Below are 25,440 nucleotides of genomic sequence, written 5' to 3' on the forward strand. Positions count from 1 at the left end.
AGGTAGGCAAGCGCCTGATGGGCTATCTGCGCCCGGAGCTGCGCATTTTCATTGCCGCCATCCTGGCCATGGCCGTGGTCGCGGCCAGCGAGGGCGTGATCCCGAAGGTCGTCAACGACCTGCTCGACAAGGGCTTTGGCGGCGACTACGCCGGCAAGCTGTGGCACGTGCCGGCCATCCTGACAGGTGTCGCGCTCATTCGCGGTGTGGCCCAGTTTGCGTCGGGTTACCTGCTGAGCCTGATTTCGAACCGTGTATTGCTGAAGATGCGCATGCAGATGTTCGACCGCTTGCTGCACGCGCCTGCCCAGTTCTTCCACCGCAATACGGCAGCTTCGCTGATCAACGCGGTGATCTTCGAAGTCAACCAGGTACTGTCGATCCTGACCAACGTGTTCATCACGCTGGTGCGGGATTCGCTCACCGTGGTGGCGCTGCTGATCTACCTCTTCTACACGAACTGGCGCCTGACGCTGATCGTGGCCGTGATCCTGCCCGTGATCGGCTACCTGATGTCGAAGATCAACCGGCGCCTGCGCCGCCTTAACCGCGACCACCAGACGCTGACCAACAGCGCGGCGTACGTGGTCGAGGAGGCCGCGGGCGGCTTCAAGGTCGTGAAGCTGCATGGCGGCGAGGCCTACGAGATGCACCGGTTCCGCAACATGGCGGAACGGCTGAAGAACTATTCGATGCGCATGGCCGTGGCCGGCGGCCTGAACCAACCCGTGACGGCGTTCCTCGCCGCGCTCGCGCTGTCGGTCATCATCACCATCGCCATGGTGCAGGCGCAGGGCAATCAGACCACGATCGGCGGCTTCACCGGTTTCGTGATGGCCATGCTGCTGCTGATCTCGCCGCTCAAGCACCTGACCGACATCAACCAGCCGCTCACGCGCGGCCTGACCGCGGCCGAGCTGATCTTCCGGCTGATCGACGAACCGCCCGAGCCGCAGGACGGCGGCGTGCGCATCGAGCGTGCCAAGGGAGACCTGGTATTCGAGCGCGTCGGGTTCCACTACGGCGAAGGCAGCAGGCCGGCGCTGGAGGGTATCGATATCCGCGTGCCGGCTGGCGAGGTGGTGGCGCTGGTCGGTCCTTCGGGCAGTGGCAAGACCACGCTGGTCAATCTGGTGCCGCGCTTCTTCGATCCGACCAATGGCCGCATCTTGCTGGACGGTCACGCGATCGGCGATATCGCGCTGCGCGAACTGCGCAACCAGATCGCCTTCGTGAGCCAGGACGTGGTGCTCTTCAACGACACCGTTGCCGCCAACGTGGCGTACGGGGTCGGGCCGGACGACAAGATCGACATGGCGCGGGTCGAGCGCGCCTTGCAGGCCGCCTACCTGACCGACGTGGTGAAGAACCTGCCCGAAGGCCTCGATACGAACATTGGCGACAACGGCATGAAGCTCTCGGGCGGCCAGCGCCAGCGACTGGCTATCGCCCGCGCGATCTACAAGGACGCGCCGATCCTGATCCTGGACGAAGCCACGTCGGCGCTCGATTCGGAATCCGAACGTCAGGTGCAGGCGGCGCTGGAAGCGCTGATGGTCGGCCGTACGACGCTGGTGATCGCGCACCGCCTCTCCACCATCGAGAACGCCGACCGCATCGTCGTGCTCGATCACGGCCGTGTGGCGGAGCAGGGTACCCACGACGAACTGCTGGCCACCAATGGCCTGTACGCCGGGCTGCACCGGATCCAGTTCGCCACGCACTGATTGCTGGCCGGCCGGGGCTGCCGGCTTGCGGGTTGCGCCTTGGCTACAATGGGGCGACAACAACGACCGTGAGAGAGACAGCGATGACCCGCCCGGCCCATCCCATCAGCCGTTACCCCGTACCCGAACTGAAGGCGCTGCCTGACGACATCCGGCAGCGCATCCTGGAAGTCCAGGACAAGGCGGGTTTCGTGCCGAACGTTTTCCTGACGCTGGCACACCGGCCCGACGAGTTCCGCGCTTTCTTTGCCTATCACGACGCCCTGATGCTCAAGGACGGCGGCCTGACCAAGGGCGAGCGCGAGATGATCGTGGTGGCCACGTCGGCGGCAAACCAGTGCCTGTATTGCGTGGTGGCGCACGGCGCCATCCTGCGCATCTACGAGAAAAAGCCGCTGGTGGCCGACCAGGTCGCAGTCAATCACCTGAAGGCCGATATCCCGCCGCGCCAGCGCGCCATGCTCGATTTCGCGATGAAGGTCTGCAAGGCCTCGCACGAAATCGCCGACGCCGACTTTGCGGCGCTGCGCGAGCACGGGTTCAGCGATGAAGATGCGTGGGACATCGCCGCCATCACGGCATTCTTCGGCTTGTCGAACCGCATGGCCAACACTATCAGCATGCGTCCGAATGACGAGTTCTTCCTGATGGGCCGCGTGCCCAAGAGCAAGTAAGCGCGTCCTTCCGCGCCGGGCCGCTTGTTCACCGGATCTCGGCGCAATTCCCGTTATTCGGGTTGAACAGCACCGGCCACGCCTGCTCATAGATGCCGGGCGTGCAGCGCTTCTGGCAATTGGCGTGCGCGAGCGTGATGCGCCGTGGGTCCTGCCAGATCAGCAGTTCGCATTGGGTGCCGTCGGTCGCTTGCAGCACGATATGCGGCGTCTTCTGAACTTGCTTGAAATCTGCCAGATCGAACTGGCAGGTGCCGCGCTTGGATACCCACAGCTTCCATTTCAGCGACTTCACATCGTTCGAGACCACGCGCATCACCGCGTCTTCGCGGAAGCCGTCGTCCTCGGTGCGGCGGCAGGTGCCGGCCAGGCTGATGTCGTGGGCGGCGATTGGCGTGGGAAGTGGTCTTTCGGATGCCGGGGCTGCGGCGACGGCGGGTGACGGCGGTGGCGGAGGTGACCGCCGGGCGATCGGCAACTGCTCGCAGGCAGTGCACAGAAACATGGCCAAAAAACATAGGCCCAGTTGCGGGGCTTTCATCCGGGGTACCTCACTACAGAACGCCAGCGACCTGCGGGCTCCCGCCCGTGCTTTTGGATGGGCCGGCGTTAACTGAGTTATAGCGGATCGCAACGAACGCGCAGGGTCATGCGGATCACTTGCGCGTAGGTAGAAACACCACCCCTGGCATCAGCGAGGCGAGCCGTTCCTGACGCCGCGCCGACCGCTTTGTCGCCCTTGCCGGACTTGGAAGCTGTTACTGAAAACTCGTGGAATTTCAGTAACAAAGCCTGCTTCAACGCCGATACGATAGTCAGTGCTCCGGGATATGAGCGAATCGCCAGTACTAGTCATTACCACGGCAATCCAGATAACGACCCTATGCCACGCCCCATCTCCTTGACCATCCACCGGTCCGCGCTCGCCAGCAACCTCGCCATTGCACGGCGTCTGGCACCTGCATCGAAAGTCTGGGCCGTGGTAAAGGCCAATGCCTACGGCCACGGCATCGCCAGGGTCTACCCGGCACTGACCTCGGCCGATGGTTTTGCATTGCTCGACCTGGATGAGGCGGCCCGGCTGCGTGACCTGGGCTGGACCGGCCCGATCCTGTTGCTTGAGGGATTCTTCGATGACAGTGATATCGCGCTGCTTGCCTCGCTGCGCCTGACCACAGCGGTCCACGGAGAAGAGCAGTTGCGGATGCTGGAGGTGGCGTCTCGCGATGGTCGCTTGCCACCGCGCTCGATCGATGTCTGCCTGAAACTGAATGCCGGCATGAATCGCCTGGGCTTCAATCCCGGGGAGTACAGCGCGGCCTGGCGTCGCCTGAGCGATATTGCCGCGGTGAAAACGGTGACCCACATGAGTCATTTCTCGGATGCGGATACCGAGAACGGCGTGGCGGACCAGTTCGCCACATTCCGGGCCGTCACGCAGGACCTGCCCGGAAAGATCTCCGTCGCGAACTCGGCGGCGACCATGCGCCACGCGGATTGCCATGCGGACTGGGTGCGGGCGGGCATCATGCTGTACGGCGCCGCGCCGTCGGGCTGCGCGAAGGATCTGACTGGCACCGGCCTCCAGGCAGCGCAGACCTTGACCAGCCGGATACTGGGCGTGCAGGACCTGCAGCCCGGCCAGTCAGTCGGCTATGGTTCGCACTATGTCGCGACGCGCCGCCAGCGTATTGGCATCGTCGCGTGCGGCTACGCCGATGGCTATCCGCGCACGAGCTCTTCGCATGCAGGGCATTTCGCACCGGTTCGTGTCGGTAACCGGAACACGCGCACCGTCGGGCGTATATCCATGGACATGCTGGCGGTCGATCTCAGCGAATGCCCGGAAGCCGGAGTCGGCACGCCGGTCGAACTCTGGGGGCAGCATGTTCCGATCGACGATGTCGCCGCGGCGGCGGGCACGATCGGCTATGAGCTGATGTGCGCGGTAGCACCACGGGTGCCGGTCGTCGTTGGCTTGTAGCAGCCAGATCGTCCCAATGTTCCAAAAATTGCAACAAGCTATTGTCGCGTTGGGGATTGGTCACTTCAAGGGAAAACCCTTAGTATTCGTCTACGCGATGCCGCAATGCAGCAGGACCCCCAAAAACAAAGGCGTCGTGACCATAGAGGAAAATCATGAACGCCAGCCGCTATCTCCTGATCGTCATTACCGCCATCGCTGCTGCCATCTCGGCCGCGCCGGTTCTGGCCAGGAGTGGCCAGTTCGATCCGAATACCGACGGCGCGCGTACCGACAAGTACAGCGTCTATGCCGATGGTGCAAAAGCCGGTGGCAAGTTCGACACTTACACGGATGGCTCCCGGTACGTTTTCTCGACCGATGAAATGCCGCACTGAGGCACCAGCCTCCGGGGCCCGGTCTACCGGGCCTGACAATACAAAAAAGGGTTGCAGGCTTTTGCCTGCAACCCTTTTTGTTTCAGCCCTTCCTCAGGGCTGCGGCAGACGGACTACATCAGGATGATGTCGTACTGCTCCTGGTGGAACGTCGATTCCACCTGCAGCGAGATCGGCTTGCCGATGAAGTCCCCCAGCATCGCCAGGTGCTGGCTTTCCTCTTCCAGGAACAGGTCGATGACTTCCTGCGACGCCAGGATGCGGAACTCGCGCGGATTGAACTGGCGCGATTCGCGCATGATTTCGCGCAGGATGTCGTAGCACGCCGTGCGCGGCGTCTTGACCTGGCCCTTGCCCTGGCACACCGGGCACTGCTCGCACAGCACGTGCGCGAGCGATTCGCGCGTGCGCTTGCGCGTCATCTCGACCAGTCCGAGCTGCGAGAAATTGTTGACGGTGATGCGCGTGCGGTCGCGCGACAGGGCGCGCTTGAGTTCCGACAGCACCGCTTCGCGGTGCTCGACATTCTCCATGTCGATGAAGTCGATGATGATGATGCCGCCCAGGTTGCGCAGCCGCAGCTGGCGCGCGATGGTGTGCGCGGCTTCGAGGTTGGTCTTGAAGATCGTGTCGTCGAAATTGCGCGCCCCGACGTAGCCGCCGGTGTTGACGTCGATCGTCGTCATCGCCTCGGTCTGGTCGATCATCAGGTAGCCGCCGGACTTCAGGTCCACGCGCCGCGACAGCGCCTTTTCGATCTCCGCATCGATATTGAACAGGTCGAAGATCGGCCGCTCGCCGGTGTAGTGCGACAGGCGCGGCAGCACCGCAGGCGTGTATTCCTGCGCGAACTCCACCAGCCGCTGGTAGTTCTCGCGCGAGTCGATCTGGATCACGCCGGTGGCATCGTTGATGAAGTCGCGCAGCACGCGCTGCGCCAGGTCCAGGTCCTGATAAAGCAGGCTCGGCGCCGGCTGGGTGGTGGCGTTCTGGCGGATCGTTGCCCAGATCTTGCGCAGGTAGGCGATGTCGTTGCCAAGCTCTTCGTCGCTGGCTTCCTCGGCGATGGTGCGCACGATGAAGCCGCCACGCTCGTCGGTCGGTACCAGGCCCTGCACGCGGCTGCGCAGGGCCTCGCGATCGACCTCGCCCTCGATGCGCTGCGAAATGCCGATATGCGGATCCTGCGGCAGGTACACGAGCGTGCGCCCGGCAATGCTGACTTGCGTGGACAGGCGCGCGCCCTTGGTGCCGATCGGGTCCTTGATGACCTGCACCATCAGCGCCTGGCCTTCGAACAGGGTTTTCTCGATGGCGAGCTGGGCGCCGTTCTTGTTGTCGGGATCGCGCGGATGCCAGATATCGGCAACGTGCAGGAATGCCGCGCGTTCCAGGCCGATGTCGATGAAGGCCGACTGCATGCCCGGCAGCACGCGCACGACCTTGCCCAGGTAGATGTTGCCGACCAGTCCGCGCGTCAGGGTGCGCTCGACATGCAGTTCCTGGACGGCGGCCTGCTGCACGATGGCAACGCGCGTCTCTTGTGGCGTGATGTTGACGAGGATGTCTTCAGTCATGGCGGATGAAACGCGTTGCCGGTGTACCGGCGATGTATTGTCTGCCCGGGTTTGCGGGCCTTGGAGGATGCCGTTCAGAACCGCAGGCGGGCCTGCCTGAGTAACGCTGCCGTCTCAAACAGGGGTAGGCCCATGATACCTGAATAGCTGCCTTCGATCCGCTCGACGAACTCGGCCGCGCGGCCCTGGATGCCGTAGGCGCCGGCCTTGCCAAGGGGCTCGCCGCTGGCCACGTAGCCCTCGATCTCGGACGCGGTCATCGCGCGGAAGGTCACGCGGGAGATCGACAGCGCATGATGCATGCCCAGCATTGAGACCACGGTGACGGCGGTCAGCACGCGGTGCGTCGCGCCGGACAACGCCGACAGCATCGCCGCGGCATCGGCGCCATCGGCGGGCTTGCCAAGGATGTCACCGCCCAGGCACACGGTGGTGTCTGACGTGAGCACGGGGGCGTCGGGCAGCGCCCGCCGTTCGCGGCGCCGCAGCGCGGCTTCGGCCTTGAGCGCGCAGACGCGCTGGACATAGTCGTCGGGCGTTTCGCCGGGCTGTACGACTTCCAGCGCCTCTGCGTCCTCGTCATCATCGGCGAGCAGCAGTTCATAGCGCACGCCAAGCTGCGTCAGTAGTTCGCGGCGGCGCGGGCTCTGGGAGGCGAGATAAAGATAGTCGTGCATCGGGGCGGGAGGGAGCGGAGATTCTGGAGCAGGCAAGCCCGAAGTGGCCGCCCGAGGCCCGCATTGTACTGCCGGCGCCGGCTCAGGCCCGGTGATAGGGGTGGTTCTGCGTGACCGACCAGGCGCGGTACAGCTGTTCGGCCAGCAGCACGCGCACCATGCCGTGCGGCAGCGTCAGGCTGGACAGCCGCAGCAGCGTCTGCGCGCGCGCCTTCAATGCGGGATCGAGGCCGTCGGCGCCGCCGATCAGGAACGCAACGTCGCCGCCTTCGCGCTGCCAGTCGGTGAGTTGGCCGGCCAGCTGCACTGTCGTGAAGTCGCGCCCGCGCTCGTCCAGTGCCACGATGCGGCACTGCCGCGACAACGACGACAACACTGTCTCAATGCGAGCGGCTTCGCGCTGCATCACGGTAGCGGCGTTGTTCGACGACGAGCGGGCTTCGGGCTTGACCTCGCGCAGTTCGATGCGCAGCTCTGGCGGCATGCGCTTGGCATACTCGCTGAAGCCGGTTTCGATCCAGCCAGGCATCTTGTGGCCGACCGCGACGATGACCAGTTGCATGGGGTGCATTGCCGCGCGGACGGAGCCGCGCGCGCATGTTCAGGCTCAGGCCGAGCGCGTGGTGCGCTTGCGAGCGGCCGGCTTGGCGGCGCCGGTCTTGGCAGCAGCGGTCTTGGTCGCGGTGGTCTTCGCCGCGGCAGTACGCGTGGCGGTCTTGCGTGCCGGGGTACCGGCTGCCGTCTTGCGCGGCGCGGCGGCGCGCGTCGCCGGAGTCTTGGTGGCAGCGGTCTTCGTGCCCGCAGTCGTCTTGCGCGGCTTGCGGATGGTCGCGATGGCGTCCGGATCGGTGTCCTCGTGACCCATCGGCGGCGAGGGTTCCTTCATGCCTTCGGGCAGGCGGGCCAGGGCCGGTCGCAGGCCGGTGGCGCGGCGTGCGCGCGGTGCCGGCGCGTCTTCGTCGTCGTCATCCATCGGCTCGCTGGCCTTGGCCAGGCCCTTGGCTGCGGCCAGCTTCACGCGAACCGGCTTGTCGCCCCAGATCTCTTCCAGGTTGTAGTACATGCGCAGCTGCGGCTGCAGGATGTGCACCACCGCATCGCCGCAGTCGACCAGCACCCATTCGCCGGTTTCCAGGCCTTCCACCGCAATGATGTGGCCGCCGGCATCCTTCACTGTCTCGCGCACCGACGCTGCAAGCGCCTTGGTCTGGCGGTTGGATGTCCCGCTGGCAATCACCACCCGGTCGAACAGTTCGGTCAGGTGGCTGGTGTCATACACCTTGATGTCCTGCGCTTTGACATCCTCGAGGCCGTCGACGATGGCGCGTTGCAGTTTGCGAATATCCATGGTGCGTTCTTGTTCAGCTGAATTCATTGGGGGGGCGGCCAGTTCAGGACTGGCCTGATGCGGGGCGGTAGAGCCCCTGGCTCGCGATGTAGTGTGCCACGCCAGCCGGCAGTTGGTCATCCGCTGGCAAGCCGGATGCCAGGCGCTGGCGCAGGCCGGTGGAAGACAAGTCGACAGCGAGGGTCTGGTCAATCCACATCCGGCCGGAGGGCGTGCATTGTATCAGGTGCGTGTCGGCCTGGCGTGCGGCCAGCGCTTCGCGCACCGGCCCTTCGAGTTCCGAGAGAGCAAAGCCGGGGCGCGTGGCGGTGCACAAGTGCACGTGGGCGAACAATTCCTGCCAGCCGTGCCAGGTGTGCAGTCGCAGGAGCTGGTCGGCGCCCATCAGCCAGCAGAGCGAGGCTTGCGGGCCATACTCCTGGCGCAGGTGGCGCACGGTGTCGATGGTGTAGCTTGGTCCTTCGCGATCCACTTCCATGCGGCTCACGCGAATCTTTGCCGAAGTGCCGGTCAGCGCGGCGGCGGCAAGTTCCGTCATGGCGAACCGGTCCGCGGCGGGCGTCACGTCAGCGCTCTTTTGCCACGATTGGCCGGTGGGGATCCACACCAGTTCATCCAGCGCCAGATGGTCGATGCACAGGCTGGCGAGCGCCAGGTGGCCGAGATGGGGCGGGTCGAAAGTGCCGCCCAGGATACCCAGGCGATAGGGGCGGGCGTCTTTGCCGGCTGCTGCGGCCGGCACGGCGTCTTGGTTGGGATGTGCCATAAAGTTGCCGTCAGGCCCAGTCGCGCGCTGGCAGGAAGTCGGTGTACAGCGAGCTTTCCGCGCTGCCCGGTTCCGGCTGCCAGTCGTAGCGCCATGTCACCTGCGGCGGCATCGACATCAGGATCGATTCGGCGCGGCCGCCGGACTGCAGTCCGAACAGCGTGCCGCGATCGAATACCAGGTTGAATTCCACATAGCGGCCGCGGCGGTAGGCCTGGAAGTCGCGCTCGCGATCGCCGTACGGCATGTCCTTGCGGCGCTCCAGGATCGGCTGGTAGGCATCCAGGAAGGCATCCCCGACGCTGCGCATCATTTCGAAGCTGCGTTCGAAACCGAGGGCGTGGAAGTCGTCGAAAAAGACTCCGCCAATGCCGCGCGCCTCGCCGCGGTGCTTCAGGAAGAAATACTCGTCGCACCACTGCTTGAAGCGCGGATACAACTCATCGCCGAACGGTGCCAGCGATGCCTTGCAGGTGCGGTGGAAATGGGTGCAGTCGTCGGTATTGCCGTAGTACGGCGTCAGGTCCATGCCGCCGCCGAACCACCACACCGGATCGGCACCGGGCTTGGTGGCGATGAAGCAGCGCACATTCATGTGTACGGTGGGCACGTACGGATTGCGCGGATGGAAGACCAGCGATACCCCCATCGCTTCGAAGCCGCGCCCGGCCAGTTCAGGCCGGTTGGCGCTGGCCGATGGGGGCAGGGTATCGCCGGTCACGTGCGAAAAGCCCACGCCGGCACGCTCCATCACGGCGCCGCCTTCCAGGATGCGGGTGCGGCCACTGCCGCGCAGGCGCTCGGTGGGCGGCTTTTCCCAGGCGTCGGTCAGGAATGGCTGCCCGTCAATGGCGGCGACGGCGTCGGTGATGCGGTCTTGCAGACCGAGCAGGTAGGCACGGACTGCCTGGGAATCGATCATGGCTGGTAGGGGCGCGGGCCCCGGATGCAAGGGCGGCCGTGCCGGCGTCTGGCCGGCACGGCCGTCATGGGTGTGTCACGATTGTAACGGCTGGCGAGGCACTCGCCGGCGCCAGCCGTCCGCTCGTGACGGGCCGCCGGCGGCCGGTACGGCCTCGTGGCGGCGCCACATCGGCGGTCAGCGCTTGATGGCGCGGTAGCCGATGTCGGTACGGTATTGCATGCCATCGAACTGGATCTGCTCCACGGCGGCGTAGGCGGCGCGTTGCGCGGCCTTGACCGTATCGGCCAGGCCCACCACGCACAGCACGCGGCCGCCCGTGGTCAGCAGCGTGCCGTCCTTCAGCGTCGTGCCTGCATGGAACGTCACGCTGTCGTCGGTTTCCGCCGGGATGCCGGTGATGGCGTCGCCCTTGCGCGGCGAGTCAGGGTAGCCATGGGCTGCCATCACGACTCCCAGCGCGGTGCGGCGGTCCCAGTCCAGTTCGATTTCGTCGAGCTTGCCCGACACGGCGGCGTCCATCACGTCGACCAGGTCGGTCTTCAGGCGCGCCATGATCGGCTGGGTTTCCGGGTCGCCCATGCGGCAGTTGAATTCGAGCGTCTTCAGGTTGCCGTCCTTGTCGATCATCAGGCCGGCGTACAGGAAGCCCGTGTACGGAATGCCGTCCTTTTCCATGCCGCGCACGGTCGGCACGATGATCTCGCGCAGCGCCCGCGCATGCAGTGCCGGCGTGACCACCGGCGCGGGCGAGTAGGCACCCATGCCGCCGGTGTTGGGGCCGGCGTCGGCGTCCAGCAGGCGCTTGTGGTCCTGGCTGGTCGCCAGCGCGAGCACATTCTTGCCGTCGACCAGCACGATAAAGCTGGCTTCCTCGCCTTCCAGGAACTCCTCGACCACCACGCGCGCACCGGCATCGCCAAGCTTGTTGTCGGCCAGCATCATGTCGACGGCGGCGTGCGCTTCTTCCAGGCTCATGGCGACCACCACGCCCTTGCCGGCCGCCAGGCCGTCAGCCTTGATCACGATCGGCGCGCCTTGCGCGTCGATGTAGGCGTGGGCCAGGGCGGCGTCGGCGAAGGTCTGGTAGGCCGCCGTCGGAATGCCGTGGCGGTGCATGAAGGCCTTGGCGAAGTCCTTCGACGACTCCAGCTGCGCCGCAGCCTGGGTCGGGCCGAAGATGCGCAGGCCCTTGCCGCGGAACACGTCCACGATGCCGGCGGCGAGAGGCGCTTCGGGGCCGACCACGGTGAAGGCCACGCCTTCGCGCTCGGCAAAGGCGGCCAGTACTTGCGGATCCGTCAGCGGAACATTCTGCAGGCGCTTGTCGAGCGCGGTCCCGCCATTGCCTGGTGCCACGTACACCACCTGAATCTTGGGGGACTGGGCTAATTTCCAGGCCAGCGCGTGTTCACGTCCACCCGAGCCGACAACCAATACTTTCATGATCCACTGCCAGAAAAGATACGCATGCAAAAAGGCGGCAGCTTGATCGTGCTGCCGCCCGAGGGCTAACTAAGTCTACTTACTCTTCGATGACCGCGTTGGTGAAGACTTCCTGCACGTCATCGAGGTTTTCCAGGGCGTCCAGCAGCTTCTGCATCTTGGCCGCGTCGTCGCCGGTGAACTCGACTTCATTCTGGGGCTTCATCACCACGTCGGCCACTTCGGCCTTGAAGCCTGCGGCTTCCAGGGCCGCCTTGACCGCGGAAAAATCGTTCGGCGGGCAGGTGACTTCGATCGAGCCGTCGTCATTGGTGACCACGTCGTCGGCGCCCGCTTCCAGCGCGGCGTCCATCAGTTTGTCTTCCGGCGTGCCCGGGGCAAACAGGAACTGGCCGCAATGGGTGAACATGAAGGCCACCGAGCCTTCGGTCCCCATATTGCCGCCGTGCTTGGAAAACGCGTGACGGACTTCGGCCACGGTGCGCACGCGGTTGTCGGTCAGGCAGTCGACAATGATCGCGGCGCCGCTCAGGCCGTAGCCCTCGTAACGGATTTCCTCGTAGTTCGCGCCTTCCAGGCCACCCACGCCGCGCTGGATCGCGCGCTGGATGTTGTCCTTGGGCATGTTGGCGTCCATCGCCTTGTCCATGGACAGGCGCAGGCGCGGGTTGGAGTCGACATCGCCGCCGCCGAGCTTGGCGGCAACGGTGATTTCCTTGATCAGGCGGGTCCAGATCTTGCCGCGCTTGGCGTCTGCGGCGGCCTTCTTATGCTTGATATTGGCCCATTTCGAGTGACCGGCCATGATTCTCTCCGAAGCGGAAAACGTGAGGTTGTGCGGGAAGGCTGCAGCTTGCGGGCGCCGTACAGCGAGGTGCAAGCGCGCGCGGCCAGGTGACGGCTACACCCGGCTGCTGGCTATAATCAGCCCGTGATTTTATCACGCGGCCCTGTCCGTGCCGCGCCTGTGGCCGTCCGCCACGCTTCTCGATCCAAGACACCATGGCCGAACCTATCCTGATCGCCAAGAACGCCGAGCACGAACTGGCCCTGCTGCCGCAGATGGGCAACCGGCACGGACTGATCACCGGCGCCACCGGTACCGGCAAGACCGTGACCCTGCAGACGCTGGCGCAGGGGTTTTCGCGGCTTGGCGTGCCGGTGTTCATGGCCGATGTCAAAGGTGATTTGACCGGCATTTCCATGCCGGGCCAGCCCTCGGACAAGCTCAAGGCGCGGCTGGAGGAACTGAACCTGCCGGAACCGGCCTGGGGCGGTTGCCCGACCACGTTGTGGGACGTGTTCGGCCAGAAGGGGCATCCGGTGCGGGCCACCATTTCGCACATGGGGCCGCTGCTGCTGTCGCGCATGCTGGAACTGAACGACACGCAGCAGGGCGTGCTCAACCTGGTGTTCCGTATTGCCGACGCCAATGGCCTGCTGCTGCTCGACGCCAAGGATCTGCGCGCCATGCTGCAGCACGTTGGCGACAACGCGGCGCAGTTCACCACCGAGTACGGCAATATCTCCGCGGCGTCGATCGGCGCGATCCAGCGTGGCCTGGTTGCGCTGGAGTCGCAGGGCGCGGACGTGTTCTTTGGCGAGCCGATGCTGAACCTGGAGGATTTCATCCAGACGGACAAGGGCCAGGGCGTGGTCAACATCCTGGCGGCCGACAAGCTGATGAACTCGCCCAAGCTCTATGCGACGTTCCTGCTGTGGATGCTGTCCGAGCTGTTCGAGAAGCTGCCCGAGGCCGGCGACCTCGACAAGCCCAAGCTCGTATTTTTCTTCGACGAGGCGCACCTGTTGTTCACCGACGCGCCCAAGGCGCTGCTCGACAAGATCGAACAGGTGGTGCGGCTGATCCGCTCCAAGGGCGTTGGCGTGTACTTCGTCACGCAGAATCCGGCCGATATCCCCGACACGGTGCTGGGCCAGCTCGGCAATCGCGTGCAGCATGCCTTGCGCGCGTTCACGCCGCGCGACCAGAAGGCGGTGAAGGTGGCGGCCACCACCATGCGCGCCAACCCGAAGCTCGACGTGGAGAAGGTTATCGGCGAACTAGGCGTGGGCGAGGCACTGGTGTCGCTGCTCGATGCCAAGGGCACGCCGGGCGTGACCGAGCGCGCCTGGGTGCTGGCGCCGGGCAGCCGCATCGGTCCGGTTACCGACGACGAACGCAAGCAGCTGATCGCGACGTCGCTGGTGGCGGGGACTTACGAAAAGACGATCGACCGCGAGTCGGCCTACGAGAAGCTGCGCGGCAGCGTGGCGCCGGCGGGCAATGGTGGCGGCGCCACGGCGCAGAAGCCAACAGCCGGTGCGCCGGCCGAAGAAGGCGGCTGGCTGGGTACCGCCGGCGAGATCTTCGGCTCGCTGACCAAGGGTACCGGCAAGACCGGCCGGGGCGATTCCATCCTGGAATCGATGGCCAAGTCGGCCGCGCGTACCGTGGGCTCCCAAGTCGGCCGCGAACTGATCCGCGGCGTGCTGGGCAGCCTGCTGGGCGGCGGCAAGAAGAAGTAAGCGCCGCTCAGCGTGTGCCGGTCTGCGATGCCGGCCGGTTTTCCGCCGCGGCCTTCGCGGCGGCCGCGTCTTCGCGCATCTTGCGGCTGAACAGGCGCGCGAAGAACCACGCCATGCCGATGATAAAGACGATGACGCCGAGGCTCATCAGCCCGGTGCTGGTCGTAAAGAGGATCTTGAAGGCTTCCATGCGGTTCTCCCTGTGAGAGTTCGACGGGTTGCACGCATTTGCGGTGCGACGTCGAGTGTAGGGAGCGGCGCCGCGCGAGCCATTGAGTAGGATCAAGCTCGCGACAGCGGGAAGGATGGCGAGCGGGCGGCTCCCCGCTGCAATTCAGTTCTTGGTGCCGAACAAACGATCGCCCGCGTCGCCGAGGCCCGGAACGATGTACGCGTGTTCGTCCAGGTGGCTGTCGAGCGAGGCGACGAACAGCTTCACGTTCGGATGCGCCTTCTGGAACACCTCCACTCCCTCCGGGGCCGCCACCAAGGCGACGAAAGTGATGGCGTCGTCCTTCACGCCGCGGCGCTTCAGGACATCGACGGCATGCGCCGCCGAATAGCCGGTGGCCACCATCGGATCGCACAGAATAAAGCTGCGGTCTTCCACGTCAGGCAGGCGCACCAGGTACTCCACCGGGCGATGCTGATCGTCGCGATACACGCCGATATGCCCGATCCGCGCCGAGGGGATCAGTTCCACCAGGCCATCGCTCATGCCGACGCCGGCGCGCAGCACCGGTACGATGGTGAGCTTCTTGCCGGCGATCACCGGCGCTTCCAGCGGTACCAGCGGCGTTTCGATATGGCGCGTGGTCAGCGGCAGGTGGCGCGTGATCTCGTAGCCCATCAGCAGCGTGATCTCGCGCAGCAGCTCGCGGAACGTGCGCGTGGACGTGTCCCGGTCGCGCATATGCGAGAGCTTATGCTGGATCAGCGGGTGGTCGAGGATGTACAGGCTGGGGAAACGCGGGTCTTGTTTCATGGCGGCGGCAAAGGCTCGGCGGGAGAGGGTGAAGCGGGCGGCCCCGGTCTTGTGGACCGGGGCGCGGCGCCGTGGTAGCGCGATTGTAATGGAAGCGGGCGGCCGCGCGGCTGCGGCGGCCCATGCCTGTCGCTACGTTTCCGAGCCTGCCGTGCTAACCGGCTGTCAGTCGAGCGCGCGGTTCTTCGACTCGATGTCGACCATATAGATCGCGAGCGCCGCCACGGCCAGGAACGACGAGAGCAGCACCAGGGCCAGCGTGAAATGCGTGGCCATGACCGGGGCAACGATCGCCGGCGCGAACAGGCCGCCAAAGCGGGCCATGGCACCCGCCGTGCCCATGCCGCTGGCGCGCAGGTCGGTCGGATACACCTCGGGCGTGAAGGCGTAGAGCGCGCCCCAGGTCCCGAGCAGGGAAAAGCTCATCAGCAGCGTGGAGCCAACCACCAGCGTCGGCGACTGGCCCAGGCTGTACAGCATGCAGCCCGCGGCGCTGAGCAGCAGGAAGCCGATCAGCGTCGGCTTGCGGCCCCAGCGTTCGACGCCATGCGCAGCCAGCGCGAAGCCAGGCAGTTGGACCAGCGCGAGCACGATCAGGAAGACCTGGCCGCGCATGAAGCCGAAGCCCTGGCCGGCAAGCTTCACCGGCAGGTAGACGAAGACGCCGTAGTAGGCGATCGAGATCAGCGCCCACGCCACCAGCAGGCTGATGCTGCGACGGCGGAAGCCGGTCTCGAATAGCGCCAGCACCGACTTACGCTCCATCTTCTGCGGCTCCAGCGTGCCGATTTCAACCGAAACGCGATTGGCCTTGGCAACACGCTGCAGCACCGCGCGTGCTTCGGCCGAGCGGCCCGACTTGTTCAGGTAGAGAGGAGACTCAGGCACGTAGAAGCGGCAGATCAGGCCGACCAGCGCCGGGATGCCGGTGACCAGGAAGATCAGGCGCCAGGCTGCATCGCCGTGCGAAACGGCAATCAGTGCCAGCACGGCGAGCAGGATCGTGCCGACGGCCCAGAACGACTCCAGCAGAACCAGCCAGCGGCCGCGGCGGTCGGAGGGCAGGAACTCGGCCATCATGGTGTAGTCGACCGGCAGCGTGCCGCCGACGCCGATGCCGGTCAGGAAACGCAGCACCAGCAGCCACTGGAATTCAGGCGCGAACGAGGAAGCGACGCCGCAGATGGCGTCGATGACCACCGCCATCATCAGCACGGGGCGGCGCCCGATCCGGTCGGCCAGGCGGCCGAACACGAATGCGCCGATCAGCATCCCGACAAAGAACATCGTGCCGCTTTGCAGCGCCGTCGGCACCGGAATGCCGAAGGTCTTGGCAATCGAAGGCGCGGTAAAGCCGATCGACAGCACCTGCATCGCGTCGGCGAGCCAGACCAGGCCGAAGATGACGAACAGCCGGTACTGGAATCGGCCGACGCCTGCGGTGCGGATGCCTTCCTCGATTGTGATGGTCTGGGACCTCGCAGCCCTCGCGTTCGAATGCGGGGCCGCGCTGATCGACGCTTCGGCCAGGGGCGTGGAAGGCATGGATGAAATGGATGACGACATGTTGTCTACCTGTCTAACTGTCTATTAGAGGGCTGGTTCCTGAACCCGGAAGCACACGTCTGTCGAAGCAGGGGGGCGGACCCGCGCGGGTCCAGACAGACGGGTGATGCTGTCGCGCCGCCGATTGCAACGTAGCGTTGGGGACTGCAATCTGGCGAAGCGAGAACTATGCCGGGCGCACTCTTGCCATGCGGGGGTGATGCGGATACGTCATCGTGACTCCTTATTGTCTACCCTTGGTGGATTTCTGGTCTTGTATTTATCGTGGCACGTCATCGTGGTGCGCGGTCCGGGTGCCGCAGTGCACCGCTGCATGCTCTGTTGGCACTCATGTAGTGCGTGCTACATGATCGTTCAGCGTAAGCTACATGAAAAGGGCCGGCAAGGCCGATCTGCGGTTTTCTCCTTGGGGTTTTCCCGCGCGCCGCGCAGGTCTCGTCTGTCGTCAGTGCGCAGGCGTCGCGCGCAGCCGCGCAACGGTGGCTTCCACGTCCTGCCACGCGGGTTTGTCGGGGGCGAAGCGCGCACGCAGGTATTGCGCAAGGGCGGTGATTTGCGTGTCGTCGAGACTGTCCGCGTAGGAAGGCATGGCGCCCAGTGTGCTGTTTGGCGGTGCCGGCATGCCTTGCAGCAGTACCTGGATCACGTTGTCGGGCCGGTCGCTGTGCAGGTTCGTGTTCAGTGCCAGCGACGGCTTCACACCGAACTGGCGGATGCCCTGCTCGGACTGGTGGCACACGGCGCACGCGTTTTGGTACAGGCGTGCGGCGGGACCGCCCAGCGCCCTGGCCGCCTCTGCGCTGCGTTGCTCGTATTGCGCGGCCAGCGCGGTGACCTGCGCAGGCGCGGGTGGGGGCGCGCTGAACGACGCGACGTAATGCGCGATAGCGCGCACGTCGGATTCGGGCAGCAGCGCCAGCTCTTCCACCACAGGCGCCATCGGTCCGGCGGCGGCGCCGTGGTGCACTGCATAGCCGCCGCGCAGATACGTGAACAGGGCGTCTTCTGTCCACGGTACCGGTGCGCGCGACAGCGCGGTCAGCGCGGGCGCATCCCAGCCTTCGGCGGTGCCGCCGGTCAGGTAGTGGCGGCCGCCTTTCTCGCCGCCCAGTGCATTGCGCGGCGAATGGCAGGCGCTGCAGTGGCCCAGGCCTTCGGCCAGGTAAGCGCCACGATTCCATTGCGCGGAGCGCGAGGCATCCGGCCTGAACTGCTCGTTGCGGTGGAACAGCAGATTCCATCCGGCCAGCAGCGGGCGCATATTGAACGGGAAGGCCAGTTCGGTGCGCGGCACGCTGGTCTTCACGGGCTCGGCTGACATCAGGTAGGCGTACAGCGACTGCATGTCGGCATCACTGATCTTCGCGAACGCTGTATAGGGAAACGCGGGGTACAGGCGGCGTCCATCGCGATGGATGCCTTCACGCATGGCGCGCTCGAAGGCGGCGAACGACCAGTTGCCGATGCCCGTCTCGGCATCGGGCGTGATGTTGGTGCTGTAGACCGTGCCGAACGGCGTTTCCAGTGCAAGGCCGCCAGCATTCTTCACGCCGCCCGGCGCGGTATGGCAGACCGCGCAGTCGCCGGCAGCGGCTACCAGCCTTCCGCGTTCCAGTGTCGCGGCCGAATAGAAGCCAGCCTCGGTCGGCGCGACGGGTGCGATGGGCGCGCGCCATGGCAGCACGGTGGCACACAGGCCGGCCGCTGCCGCCGCTGCCGCGGCAAGCCAGCCGCGCTTGCTGCGCCGCTTCTCTGTTTGTTGCGAGTCCAGTGCCAGCCTGATGCGATCAGCGCTGAACGGCGGTTCTCGTAGCCGTACGCCGGTCGCATCGAAGATCGCATTGGCGACGGCGGCTGCGGCCGGCAGCGTCGCGGCCGGGCCGGCGGCCAGCGTACTGCGCGTGGCGAGCGATCCGGCCATGCGGATTTCAGGCACCGTGGTGCCGGTGACGGCGGGCAGGGTACTGTCGGAGGTCCCGGGCTGCTCGGCGGGCCATGTATCGAATCCCGTCGATTGCGCGGTGAGTTGCCTCGCGGCCCGCGCGACCATCTGTTCCAGTGCGGGGGATGCCTGCGTTGCGCGCTGTGGCAGCGCCGATTCGCTGTCGTGCCCGACGGTCACGCGCGTGACAGCGAGTTCGCCGGTGGTGCCGTCGACCTCCACTTCGGCGACCCACGCGGACCAACTCTGCGCGGCGTCGTCCTCCACCACATGCGCGTAGGCGAACCCGCGGCCACGGCGCACGTTGCCGCTGCGCGCGATGCCTGAGCGCTGCGCCGACGGCGTCCATCCTGCTCGCTCGGCCACGTCGCGCACCAGCGCTGCGCCACGCGCATCGTCAAGGTGATCGAGCCGCAGCGCTACCGGATCGCTGCCAGCGCTGGCGGCAATCTCATCAACGTGCGATTCCTGTGCAAAGACCTGCGCGCGGGCCAGTGGCGTGTCCGTCGAGCCGGCCGCGGCGCCAGCCGTGTTGATATCGATGTTGGGAATGCGGTATGGCGGCAATGCGCCGGCTTGCGCGCTGGCGGCGACATCGGACACCGGCGCCGCCGTGTGCGTCAGCCACAAGGCCAGCGGTACAGTGGGCGCGGCGGTGCCGCCGAGCGTGGCGGCATACGCGTCGATCACGGCACCCGCGTGCGCGCTGTCGATTTGCCAGTCCAGCGTTGCATTGGCCAGCCCCACGTCATCGGCGGTAATCGTGCGTCGCACGCAGCCGCCCGCGGCACGCGCCATCAGTGCGGCATCGGCAGCGGCGTGGTGTGCGAGCAGGCCCGGGGGGTCCGCGCTGTCGTCGGCGCTTTGCCAGCACACCAGCGTAATCTGAGGCTCGGCAATGCCGAGCAGCGCAGCAAGTTCTTCGCGCAATGCGCCAGGGCGCGCACTGGGCAGCCAGACGCGCAGGGCGCCATCGCGCCAGTCCGCGATGGCCGTGCAGGTGGCTGTCGTCGCCTGCATGCCGGCCAGCGGCCACTGGTAATGCTGTGCCTGGCGTGCACGCGATTGTTCGAGTGCGCCGGCTGCGTCGCCACGCTGTGCCAGCGCGCGCCGCTGCACAGGCACCGTTTCCGGTGTGGGCGGTGCGGACCAGCGCGCGCGCAGTGCAGCCGCCGCATGGGCGGCCTGTTCATCGGAGTCGGCCGCCACGCCGGCGAAGTTGTTGCGCACGACCACGGCGCGCACGCCCGGCATTGCGGCTGCGGCGTCCCGGTCCGCGCCGAGCAGACGTGCAACGAAAGGCTGGCCATCAACCCATTGAAGCCCGGGCGGACGCAAGACATTTACGGCCAGGCACTGGGGAGGCGGGAGAGGGCTTGCCGCCTTGGCGACGGCATCCGCGCGGGGCGCCAGCGTGTCGTTCACGACTGCGCTCCGTGCGCGTCTGCGCGCTGCAGGATGGCCGCCCGTTGCACGGCGCGCACGATCTCGACATGCGTGCCGCAGCGGCACAGGTTGAAGCGCAGCGCCTCGCGGATCTCCGCCTCGGTTGGGTCGGGGTTTTCCGCCAGCAGCGCCTTCGCGGTCATGATCATGCCGTTCAGGCAATAGCCGCACTGCGCGGCCTGCTCGTCGATGAAGGCCTGCTGTACCGGGTCGGGATGCGCGGGCCTGCCCAGTCCTTCCAGCGTGGTCACGTCATGGCCGATTACCGCCTTCACCGGCAGCACGCACGAGCGCGCGGCGGTGCCGTCCACCAGCACGGTGCAGGCGCCGCACTGGCCCAGTCCGCAACCGTACTTCGGGCCATTGCAGGCCAGGTCGTTGCGCAGGATATAGAGCAGCGGCGTATCAGGCGCCACGCAGACCGTATGGTCGGCGTGGTTGACATGAAGCGTCAGGGGGCGGGGCGCGTTCATCGGGGGCAGGTGGCGGTTTGAACATCACGCAGCGCTGCGCCGCGCCCCTTCATGGCGAGGGGCTGTGGCGCGTCGGGCCCGTACAGCGGCCAGGCCGGCGGTACGGGCGGGTCGGTTCAGGCGGACATCATGCTGCCGCCGACAGCGGCGGGCGTCCGGCCGAGACCAGCGGCACGTTGTACACATCGTAGCCGAAACACCAGTCGGGGTTCTCGTTGGTGCGCAGCCACGTGTTGTTGTGCGAGACCAGCTGGACCTTGCTGGCGCGCTCGGCACGGTTGGCTTCGTACAGTGCGAAGGTGGCGGCGTAGTCGTCCGTGCCCGCTTCGATGAAGCAGCGCGTGAGCATGGCGGCATCCTCGATCGCCATGGCGGCACCCTGGGCCATGTGCGGCTTCATCGGGTGGCAGGCGTCGCCGAGCAGCACCAGGCGGCCGCGGCTCCATACCGGCAGCGGATCGCGCTCGAGCAGCGGCCACTTGGTCACTTCCACGGTGCCTTCGATCAGCGACTGCACGCCCTGGTGCCAGCCATCGAATGCGGCGCGCATCTCTTCGATGCTGCTCGGTACCCAGCTCTTGCTCATGTCCCACTCGGGCTCGGGCACGCCGGTGACGTAATAGATCTCGTCGAGCTTGCTGGTGTCGAAGTACACCATCATGTGGCGATCGTCCGACCACCACTTGGTGCAGCGGTCATGCGTAAAGCCCTTGACGCGCGAGATCGGGAACACCGCGCGGTGCGCCACGTAGCCCGTGTACTTGGGCGGCTCCGCGCCGAGCAGGGTTTCACGGATGCGCGAGTTCACGCCGTCCGCGCCGATGACGATGTCGGCCTCGTCGACGGTGCCGTCAGTGAAGCGCAGTTGCACCACGTCGGCCTGGTCGGTCACGCTTTCCAGCTTCTTGTTGAAGAACAGCGTGCCAGGCGCGACGGCATCGGTGAGCAGCTTGTGGAAGTCGCCACGGTGCACGGTCAGGTAGCTGGCGCCGTAGTGCTTCAGCGCGTAGTCGCCCAGCGGAATCTGCGCGCAAACCTCGCCCGTGTCCCAGTCGCGGCTGTACCAGTAGTCCGGATGGCAACCCATGTCATTGAGCGCGTCCTCGATGCCGATGCGCCGCATGATCTTCATCACGTTCGGCCCCACGTGGATGCCGGCACCCAGCCGCGAGAACGCCGGCGCCTGTTCATACAGCCTGACCTGGAGGCCAGCACGCTGCATCAGGGCGGCAGCGGCCGTCCCTCCGAGTCCTGCGCCGATGATTGCGATTCGCGGTTTGGCTTGCACGTTGTTTCTCCTGGCAGTGACACATGGGTCGATGGTGTGGGGGCCGGCTCGGCGGCCAGTTGTTTAAAACGAGTGTACACACTACAAAATTCAAGGTAAAGATAGATTTGCATCAACTTATGGAAAACCCTGATGACGATGTGATGGCTTTCACATATTGCCCAATAACGGCGAATTTATGCGCTATATCTGGGCGACTTCGGTTCAGTGTGCACTGAATGAGTGCCTTTTTGTCCGCTTAGAATGTGTTTGCGCATATAGAGTGTGTACACTACAATCAATCGCAACCGCGGACGCCTGGCAAGACTGCCTGGAGCGGCCGGGTAGACAAGGCATACCCAAGACAACCAGATGACGGAGTCGACAGTGCAGAAAGTTTTCCGAATCGGCCAGATCGTGCCGAGCTCCAACACCACGATGGAAACCGAGATCCCCGCCATGCTGAGCGCACGGCAGCAGATCCGCCCCGAACGGTTCACCTTCCATTCGAGCCGCATGCGCATGAAGAAGGTGGTCAAGGAAGAACTGGCCGCGATGGATGCCGAGTCTGACCGCTGCGCCGTCGAGCTATCCGACGCGCGCGTGGATGTGCTCGGCTACGCCTGCCTGGTCGCGATCATGGCGATGGGCCATGGTTATCACCGCAAGTCGGAACAGCGCCTGAAAGCCCACACCGTTGAGAACGGCGGCGATGCGCCGGTAATCACGAGCGCCGGCGCGCTGGTCGATGCACTCAAGGTGATCGGCGCGAAGCGCATCGCCGTGGTCGCCCCGTACATGAAGCCGCTGACGGAATTGGTGGTGGATTACATCCGCAACGAAGGCTACGAAGTCGTCGACTACCGCGCGCTGGAGATTCCCGACAACCTCGAAGTGGGCCGCCACGATCCGGCGAAGCTTCCTGCCATCGTCGCGCAGATGAACATTGCCGACGTCGATGCCATCGTGCTGTCCGCCTGCGTGCAGATGCCGTCGCTGCCGGCGGTAGCGAAGGTCGAGGCGATGACCGGCAAGCCGGTGATCACGGCGGCTATCGCCACCACCTATGCGATGCTGCGCGCGCTGGACCTGGAGCCGGTCGTGCCGGGCGCGGGCGCGCTGCTGTCCGGCGCCTACTGAGGGCCGCGCCATGAGCACCTTCCTCTACGGCGGCAACGTCCAGGCCAACGGTATCCGCCAGCACTACCTGCGCTACGGCGGCAACGATGGCGAACGCGCGTCGCGCGACGCCGTGATCATCGTGCCGGGCATCACGAGCCCGGCCATCACGTGGGGCTTCGTCGGCGAGCAGTTCGGCCAGCGCTTCGATACCTATGTGCTGGATGTGCGCGGCCGTGGCTTGTCGGAAGCGAGCGACACGCTGGACTACAGCCTCGATGCGCAAGCTGCCGACGTGATCGCGTTCGCGCAGGCGCTCGGCCTGCAGCGCTATGCCATCGTCGGCCATTCGATGGGCGGGCGCATTGGCGTTCGTGCCGCGCGCCAGCGCCCCGCAGGCATGACGCGGCTGGTGATGGTGGATCCGCCGGTCTCCGGCCCCGGCCGCCGCGCTTATCCCGCGCAGCTGCCGTGGTACATCGATTCAATCCGCCTCGCGCGCGCTGGTGTCGACGCGGAAGGCATGCGCCGCTTCTGCCCGACATGGACCGACGAGCAACTGCGCTTGCGCGCCGAGTGGCTGCACACCTGCGACGAGCGCGCAGTCCTGGCGAGCTTCAACGGCTTCCATGAAGACGACATCCACGCCGACCTGCCGCACGTGTCCGTGCCGACGCTGCTGATGCGCGCCGGCCGTGGCGACGTGGTGCGCGACGAAGACGAGCAGGAAATCCGCACGCTGCTGGCGGGCGTGCTGGTGAGCCACGTCGCCGATGCCGGCCACATGATCCCGTGGGACGACGAGGCCGGCTTCTATCGTGCCTTCGGCGATTTCCTTGGTGCCGCGCTGCCCGCGCTGGCCTGATATCCGCGAATCGGAGGAGCGAACATGCCCGTAAGCGATTACGACCTGACCCAGGCGTGGAAGCAGGTGCTCACGCTGTCGAAACTGGAAGCCGGCCAGACCGTCACCGTGCTGACCGGCGCCGCCACGCATCCGCAGACGCTGCGTACGGCCATGGTGGCAGCGGCGTCGATGGGCGCCATCGTCAACCGGCTCGACCTGCCGCCAGTCAATGGCGAGAAGGCGTTGAGCCGCGATGCGCTGGCGTATCTCGGCACTACGCCGCTGACCGGCAATCCGGCCGCCATCGCCGCGCTGAAGGCGAGCGATCTCGTGCTCGACCTGATGACGCTGCTGTTCTCGCCCGAGCAGCATGACATCCTGAGCGGTGGCACGAAGATCCTGCTCGCTGTGGAGCCACCCGAAGTGCTCGCGCGCATGGTCCCCACCGAAGCAGACCGCAAGCGCGTGAAGGCCGCCACGGCCCGGCTGTCGCGCGCGCGGGAAATGCACATCGTCTCCGATGCCGGCATGGACCTGCGCTGCAAACTCGGCGAGTTCCCCGCGATCAGCGAATACGGCTTCGTCGACGAGCCCGGCCGCTGGGACCACTGGCCGAGCGGCTTCGTGCTGACCTGGCCGGATGAAGGCGGCACCCAAGGCACCATCGTGCTGGACCGCGGCGACATCCTGCTGCCGATGAAGTCGTATATCCAGGAGCCGATCCGGATCACGGTGGAGTCCGGCTATGTGAAGGCGATCGAAGGCGGCCTCGATGCGGAATTGCTGGCCGACTACATGGCATCGTTCAACGATCCCGAAGCGTATGCGATGTCGCATATCGGCTGGGGCCTGCAGCCGCGCGCGAGCTGGTCGGCGCTGGCCATGTACGACCGCGAAGCGACCATCGGCATGGATGCGCGCGCGTACGAAGGCAACTTCCTGTGCTCGTTCGGCCCCAACAACGAAGCGGGCGGCAGCCGGACCACCGCCTGCCATATCGATATCCCGGTGCGCCACTGCACGGTCAACCTCGATGGCGAACCCGTAGTGGTGCGTGGCAAGGTGACGGACGGCCACCACGCGCCCGTCAACACACTGTTCAAGGAAGCCCGCCATGCATGAAGAAGTCCAGACCTACCAGCGGCAAGGCTTCGGCACCGCCATGGAGATCCGGCCGCCATACGGGCTGCTGATCATCGATTTCGTCAACGGCTTCGCCGATCCGGCGGTCTTTGGCGGCGGCAATATCCCGGAGGCCATCCGCAATACGCAGCCGCTGCTGCGCGCGGCGCGCGAGCAGGGCTGGCCGGTGGCGCACAGCCGCATCGTGTTTGCCGATGACGACGCCGACCACAACATCTTCACGCTGAAGGTGCCCGGCATGCTCACGCTTAAGGAAGACAGCCACAACAGCGCCATCGTGCCGGAGCTTGCGCCCGCCGCGGGCGAGTATGTGGTGCGCAAGACGGTGCCGTCGGCGTTCTTCGGCACGTCGCTGGCGGCATGGCTGACGCAGCGCGGCGTGCAGACGCTGCTGGTGGCGGGCTGCGTCACCAGCGGCTGCGTGCGCGCTAGCGTGGTCGATGCGATGTCGCTCGGCTTCCGTCCGCTGGTGCTGTCGGACTGCGTCGGTGACCGCGCGCTCGGCCCGCACGCGGCCAACCTGTTCGACATGGAGCAGAAGTACGCCACCGTGCTGACCCGCGACGAAGCGCTCGCGCAAATTGCGCCGGGCGTGCGAGCAGCGGCCTGAGCCGCGCCGGTGCGA

Annotated in this window: 24 protein-coding genes; 9 read left to right on the forward strand and 15 right to left on the reverse strand. The window is 65.9% G+C overall.

Annotated elements, in window-relative coordinates; genetic code table 11:
• Nucleotides 1–17 precede the first annotated feature (17 nt).
• On the forward strand, nt 18–1,727 hold the full coding sequence (gene msbA, locus ACIGJC_RS04180; protein ID WP_483711460.1) for a lipid A export permease/ATP-binding protein MsbA: 1,710 nt from the start codon (nt 18–20) through the stop codon (nt 1,725–1,727).
• 83 nt (nt 1,728–1,810) lie between these two features.
• Nucleotides 1,811–2,401, forward strand: coding sequence for a peroxidase-related enzyme (locus tag ACIGJC_RS04185; RefSeq protein ID WP_483710765.1), 591 nt, complete (start codon nt 1,811–1,813; stop codon nt 2,399–2,401).
• 28 nt (nt 2,402–2,429) lie between these two features.
• Here the strand turns inward: ACIGJC_RS04185 and ACIGJC_RS04190 are convergent, their stop codons facing one another.
• Entirely contained in the window at nt 2,430–2,942 is a 513-nt protein-coding gene (locus tag ACIGJC_RS04190; RefSeq protein WP_483710766.1) for a hypothetical protein, read from the reverse strand.
• A gap of 342 nt (nt 2,943–3,284) precedes the next feature.
• On the opposite strand from ACIGJC_RS04190, the gene alr reads away from it, so the two are divergent.
• Nucleotides 3,285–4,385 (forward strand): alanine racemase, encoded by a 1,101-nt coding sequence (gene alr, locus ACIGJC_RS04195; RefSeq protein WP_483711461.1) that lies wholly within the window; start codon nt 3,285–3,287, stop codon nt 4,383–4,385.
• A gap of 155 nt (nt 4,386–4,540) precedes the next feature.
• Nucleotides 4,541–4,762, forward strand: coding sequence for a hypothetical protein (locus ACIGJC_RS04200; RefSeq protein WP_483710767.1), 222 nt, complete (start codon nt 4,541–4,543; stop codon nt 4,760–4,762).
• Between the two features lie 113 nt (nt 4,763–4,875).
• Here the strand turns inward: ACIGJC_RS04200 and rng are convergent, their stop codons facing one another.
• The 8 genes from rng to ACIGJC_RS04240 form a co-directional block, all read right to left on the reverse strand.
• Nucleotides 4,876–6,339, reverse strand: a complete 1,464-nt coding sequence (rng, locus tag ACIGJC_RS04205) for a ribonuclease G (protein ID WP_483710768.1) — start codon at nt 6,337–6,339, stop codon at nt 4,876–4,878.
• 74 nt (nt 6,340–6,413) lie between these two features.
• Entirely contained in the window at nt 6,414–7,016 is a 603-nt protein-coding gene (locus ACIGJC_RS04210) for a Maf family protein (protein WP_483710769.1), read from the reverse strand.
• Between the two features lie 82 nt (nt 7,017–7,098).
• The gene (rlmH, locus tag ACIGJC_RS04215) at nt 7,099–7,578 is read right to left on the reverse strand and encodes a 23S rRNA (pseudouridine(1915)-N(3))-methyltransferase RlmH (protein WP_483710770.1); all 480 of its coding nucleotides are present in this window, start codon (nt 7,576–7,578) and stop codon (nt 7,099–7,101) included.
• A 45-nt stretch (nt 7,579–7,623) separates the two neighbouring features.
• The gene (gene rsfS / locus ACIGJC_RS04220; RefSeq protein ID WP_483710771.1) at nt 7,624–8,364 is read right to left on the reverse strand and encodes a ribosome silencing factor; all 741 of its coding nucleotides are present in this window, start codon (nt 8,362–8,364) and stop codon (nt 7,624–7,626) included.
• A 43-nt stretch (nt 8,365–8,407) separates the two neighbouring features.
• On the reverse strand, nt 8,408–9,130 hold the full coding sequence (locus tag ACIGJC_RS04225) for a nicotinate-nucleotide adenylyltransferase (RefSeq protein WP_483710772.1): 723 nt from the start codon (nt 9,128–9,130) through the stop codon (nt 8,408–8,410).
• Nucleotides 9,131–9,140: 10 nt separating this feature from the next.
• A complete protein-coding gene (gene hemF / locus ACIGJC_RS04230; RefSeq protein WP_483710773.1) occupies nt 9,141–10,052 on the reverse strand; it encodes an oxygen-dependent coproporphyrinogen oxidase in 912 nt (303 codons plus the stop codon).
• A gap of 177 nt (nt 10,053–10,229) precedes the next feature.
• Entirely contained in the window at nt 10,230–11,498 is a 1,269-nt protein-coding gene (gene purD, locus ACIGJC_RS04235) for a phosphoribosylamine--glycine ligase (RefSeq protein ID WP_483710774.1), read from the reverse strand.
• A 79-nt stretch (nt 11,499–11,577) separates the two neighbouring features.
• Nucleotides 11,578–12,303 carry a YebC/PmpR family DNA-binding transcriptional regulator gene (locus ACIGJC_RS04240; protein ID WP_483710775.1) on the reverse strand — a complete coding sequence of 242 codons (726 nt, stop codon included), beginning with the start codon at nt 12,301–12,303 and terminating at the stop codon, nt 11,578–11,580.
• 197 nt (nt 12,304–12,500) lie between these two features.
• Here ACIGJC_RS04240 and ACIGJC_RS04245 point away from each other — a divergent pair, with 197 nt between their 5' ends.
• Nucleotides 12,501–14,027 carry a helicase HerA-like C-terminal domain-containing protein gene (locus tag ACIGJC_RS04245; protein ID WP_483710776.1) on the forward strand — a complete coding sequence of 509 codons (1,527 nt, stop codon included), beginning with the start codon at nt 12,501–12,503 and terminating at the stop codon, nt 14,025–14,027.
• A 7-nt stretch (nt 14,028–14,034) separates the two neighbouring features.
• On the opposite strand, the gene ACIGJC_RS04250 is transcribed toward ACIGJC_RS04245, so the two are convergent.
• The 6 genes from ACIGJC_RS04250 to ACIGJC_RS04275 all read right to left on the reverse strand — a co-directional run bounded on the left by ACIGJC_RS04250 (nt 14,035) and on the right by ACIGJC_RS04275 (nt 21,727).
• On the reverse strand, nt 14,035–14,217 hold the full coding sequence (locus ACIGJC_RS04250; protein WP_483710777.1) for a DUF3149 domain-containing protein: 183 nt from the start codon (nt 14,215–14,217) through the stop codon (nt 14,035–14,037).
• A gap of 144 nt (nt 14,218–14,361) precedes the next feature.
• Nucleotides 14,362–15,012, reverse strand: a complete 651-nt coding sequence (gene upp, locus ACIGJC_RS04255; protein ID WP_483710778.1) for a uracil phosphoribosyltransferase — start codon at nt 15,010–15,012, stop codon at nt 14,362–14,364.
• 165 nt (nt 15,013–15,177) lie between these two features.
• On the reverse strand, nt 15,178–16,578 hold the full coding sequence (locus ACIGJC_RS04260) for an MFS transporter (protein WP_483710779.1): 1,401 nt from the start codon (nt 16,576–16,578) through the stop codon (nt 15,178–15,180).
• A 445-nt stretch (nt 16,579–17,023) separates the two neighbouring features.
• A complete protein-coding gene (locus tag ACIGJC_RS04265; RefSeq protein ID WP_483710780.1) occupies nt 17,024–19,945 on the reverse strand; it encodes a c-type cytochrome in 2,922 nt (973 codons plus the stop codon).
• Complete coding sequence (locus ACIGJC_RS04270; protein WP_483710781.1) at nt 19,942–20,439, reverse strand: (2Fe-2S)-binding protein; 498 nt, start codon at nt 20,437–20,439, stop codon at nt 19,942–19,944. Before ACIGJC_RS04270 ends, ACIGJC_RS04265 begins: the two co-directional genes overlap by 4 nt.
• Nucleotides 20,440–20,566: 127 nt before the next feature.
• Nucleotides 20,567–21,727: an FAD-dependent oxidoreductase gene (locus ACIGJC_RS04275; protein WP_483710782.1), complete on the reverse strand. Its 1,161-nt coding sequence runs from the start codon at nt 21,725–21,727 to the stop codon at nt 20,567–20,569.
• A gap of 366 nt (nt 21,728–22,093) precedes the next feature.
• On the opposite strand from ACIGJC_RS04275, the gene ACIGJC_RS04280 reads away from it, so the two are divergent.
• The 4 genes from ACIGJC_RS04280 to ACIGJC_RS04295 are packed head-to-tail and all read left to right on the forward strand — an operon-like array spanning nt 22,094 to nt 25,425.
• Complete coding sequence (locus ACIGJC_RS04280) at nt 22,094–22,846, forward strand: maleate cis-trans isomerase family protein (RefSeq protein WP_483710783.1); 753 nt, start codon at nt 22,094–22,096, stop codon at nt 22,844–22,846.
• Nucleotides 22,847–22,856: 10 nt separating this feature from the next.
• Nucleotides 22,857–23,690 (forward strand): alpha/beta fold hydrolase, encoded by an 834-nt coding sequence (locus tag ACIGJC_RS04285; RefSeq protein WP_483710784.1) that lies wholly within the window; start codon nt 22,857–22,859, stop codon nt 23,688–23,690.
• Nucleotides 23,691–23,714: 24 nt separating this feature from the next.
• A complete protein-coding gene (locus tag ACIGJC_RS04290) occupies nt 23,715–24,794 on the forward strand; it encodes a 2,5-dihydroxypyridine 5,6-dioxygenase NicX family protein (protein ID WP_483710785.1) in 1,080 nt (359 codons plus the stop codon).
• Nucleotides 24,787–25,425: an N-carbamoylsarcosine amidohydrolase gene (locus ACIGJC_RS04295; protein WP_483710786.1), complete on the forward strand. Its 639-nt coding sequence runs from the start codon at nt 24,787–24,789 to the stop codon at nt 25,423–25,425. Before ACIGJC_RS04290 ends, ACIGJC_RS04295 begins: the two co-directional genes overlap by 8 nt.
• Nucleotides 25,426–25,440: the final 15 nt, after the last annotated feature.

This window comes from Cupriavidus sp. C3SS-1 (assembly GCF_057073755.1).

Coding starts and splice junctions, on each gene's coding strand:
- msbA (WP_483711460.1), top strand. CDS start 18: ATGGGCTATCTGCGCCCGGAGCTGCGCATTTTCATTGCCGCCATCCTG.
- ACIGJC_RS04185 (WP_483710765.1), top strand. CDS start 1,811: ATGACCCGCCCGGCCCATCCCATCAGCCGTTACCCCGTACCCGAACTG.
- ACIGJC_RS04190 (WP_483710766.1), bottom strand. CDS start 2,942: ATGAAAGCCCCGCAACTGGGCCTATGTTTTTTGGCCATGTTTCTGTGC.
- alr (WP_483711461.1), top strand. CDS start 3,285: ATGCCACGCCCCATCTCCTTGACCATCCACCGGTCCGCGCTCGCCAGC.
- ACIGJC_RS04200 (WP_483710767.1), top strand. CDS start 4,541: ATGAACGCCAGCCGCTATCTCCTGATCGTCATTACCGCCATCGCTGCT.
- rng (WP_483710768.1), bottom strand. CDS start 6,339: ATGACTGAAGACATCCTCGTCAACATCACGCCACAAGAGACGCGCGTT.
- ACIGJC_RS04210 (WP_483710769.1), bottom strand. CDS start 7,016: ATGCACGACTATCTTTATCTCGCCTCCCAGAGCCCGCGCCGCCGCGAA.
- rlmH (WP_483710770.1), bottom strand. CDS start 7,578: ATGCAACTGGTCATCGTCGCGGTCGGCCACAAGATGCCTGGCTGGATC.
- rsfS (WP_483710771.1), bottom strand. CDS start 8,364: ATGGATATTCGCAAACTGCAACGCGCCATCGTCGACGGCCTCGAGGAT.
- ACIGJC_RS04225 (WP_483710772.1), bottom strand. CDS start 9,130: ATGGCACATCCCAACCAAGACGCCGTGCCGGCCGCAGCAGCCGGCAAA.
- hemF (WP_483710773.1), bottom strand. CDS start 10,052: ATGATCGATTCCCAGGCAGTCCGTGCCTACCTGCTCGGTCTGCAAGAC.
- purD (WP_483710774.1), bottom strand. CDS start 11,498: ATGAAAGTATTGGTTGTCGGCTCGGGTGGACGTGAACACGCGCTGGCC.
- ACIGJC_RS04240 (WP_483710775.1), bottom strand. CDS start 12,303: ATGGCCGGTCACTCGAAATGGGCCAATATCAAGCATAAGAAGGCCGCC.
- ACIGJC_RS04245 (WP_483710776.1), top strand. CDS start 12,501: ATGGCCGAACCTATCCTGATCGCCAAGAACGCCGAGCACGAACTGGCC.
- ACIGJC_RS04250 (WP_483710777.1), bottom strand. CDS start 14,217: ATGGAAGCCTTCAAGATCCTCTTTACGACCAGCACCGGGCTGATGAGC.
- upp (WP_483710778.1), bottom strand. CDS start 15,012: ATGAAACAAGACCCGCGTTTCCCCAGCCTGTACATCCTCGACCACCCG.
- ACIGJC_RS04260 (WP_483710779.1), bottom strand. CDS start 16,578: ATGTCGTCATCCATTTCATCCATGCCTTCCACGCCCCTGGCCGAAGCG.
- ACIGJC_RS04270 (WP_483710781.1), bottom strand. CDS start 20,439: ATGAACGCGCCCCGCCCCCTGACGCTTCATGTCAACCACGCCGACCAT.
- ACIGJC_RS04285 (WP_483710784.1), top strand. CDS start 22,857: ATGAGCACCTTCCTCTACGGCGGCAACGTCCAGGCCAACGGTATCCGC.
- ACIGJC_RS04290 (WP_483710785.1), top strand. CDS start 23,715: ATGCCCGTAAGCGATTACGACCTGACCCAGGCGTGGAAGCAGGTGCTC.
- ACIGJC_RS04295 (WP_483710786.1), top strand. CDS start 24,787: ATGCATGAAGAAGTCCAGACCTACCAGCGGCAAGGCTTCGGCACCGCC.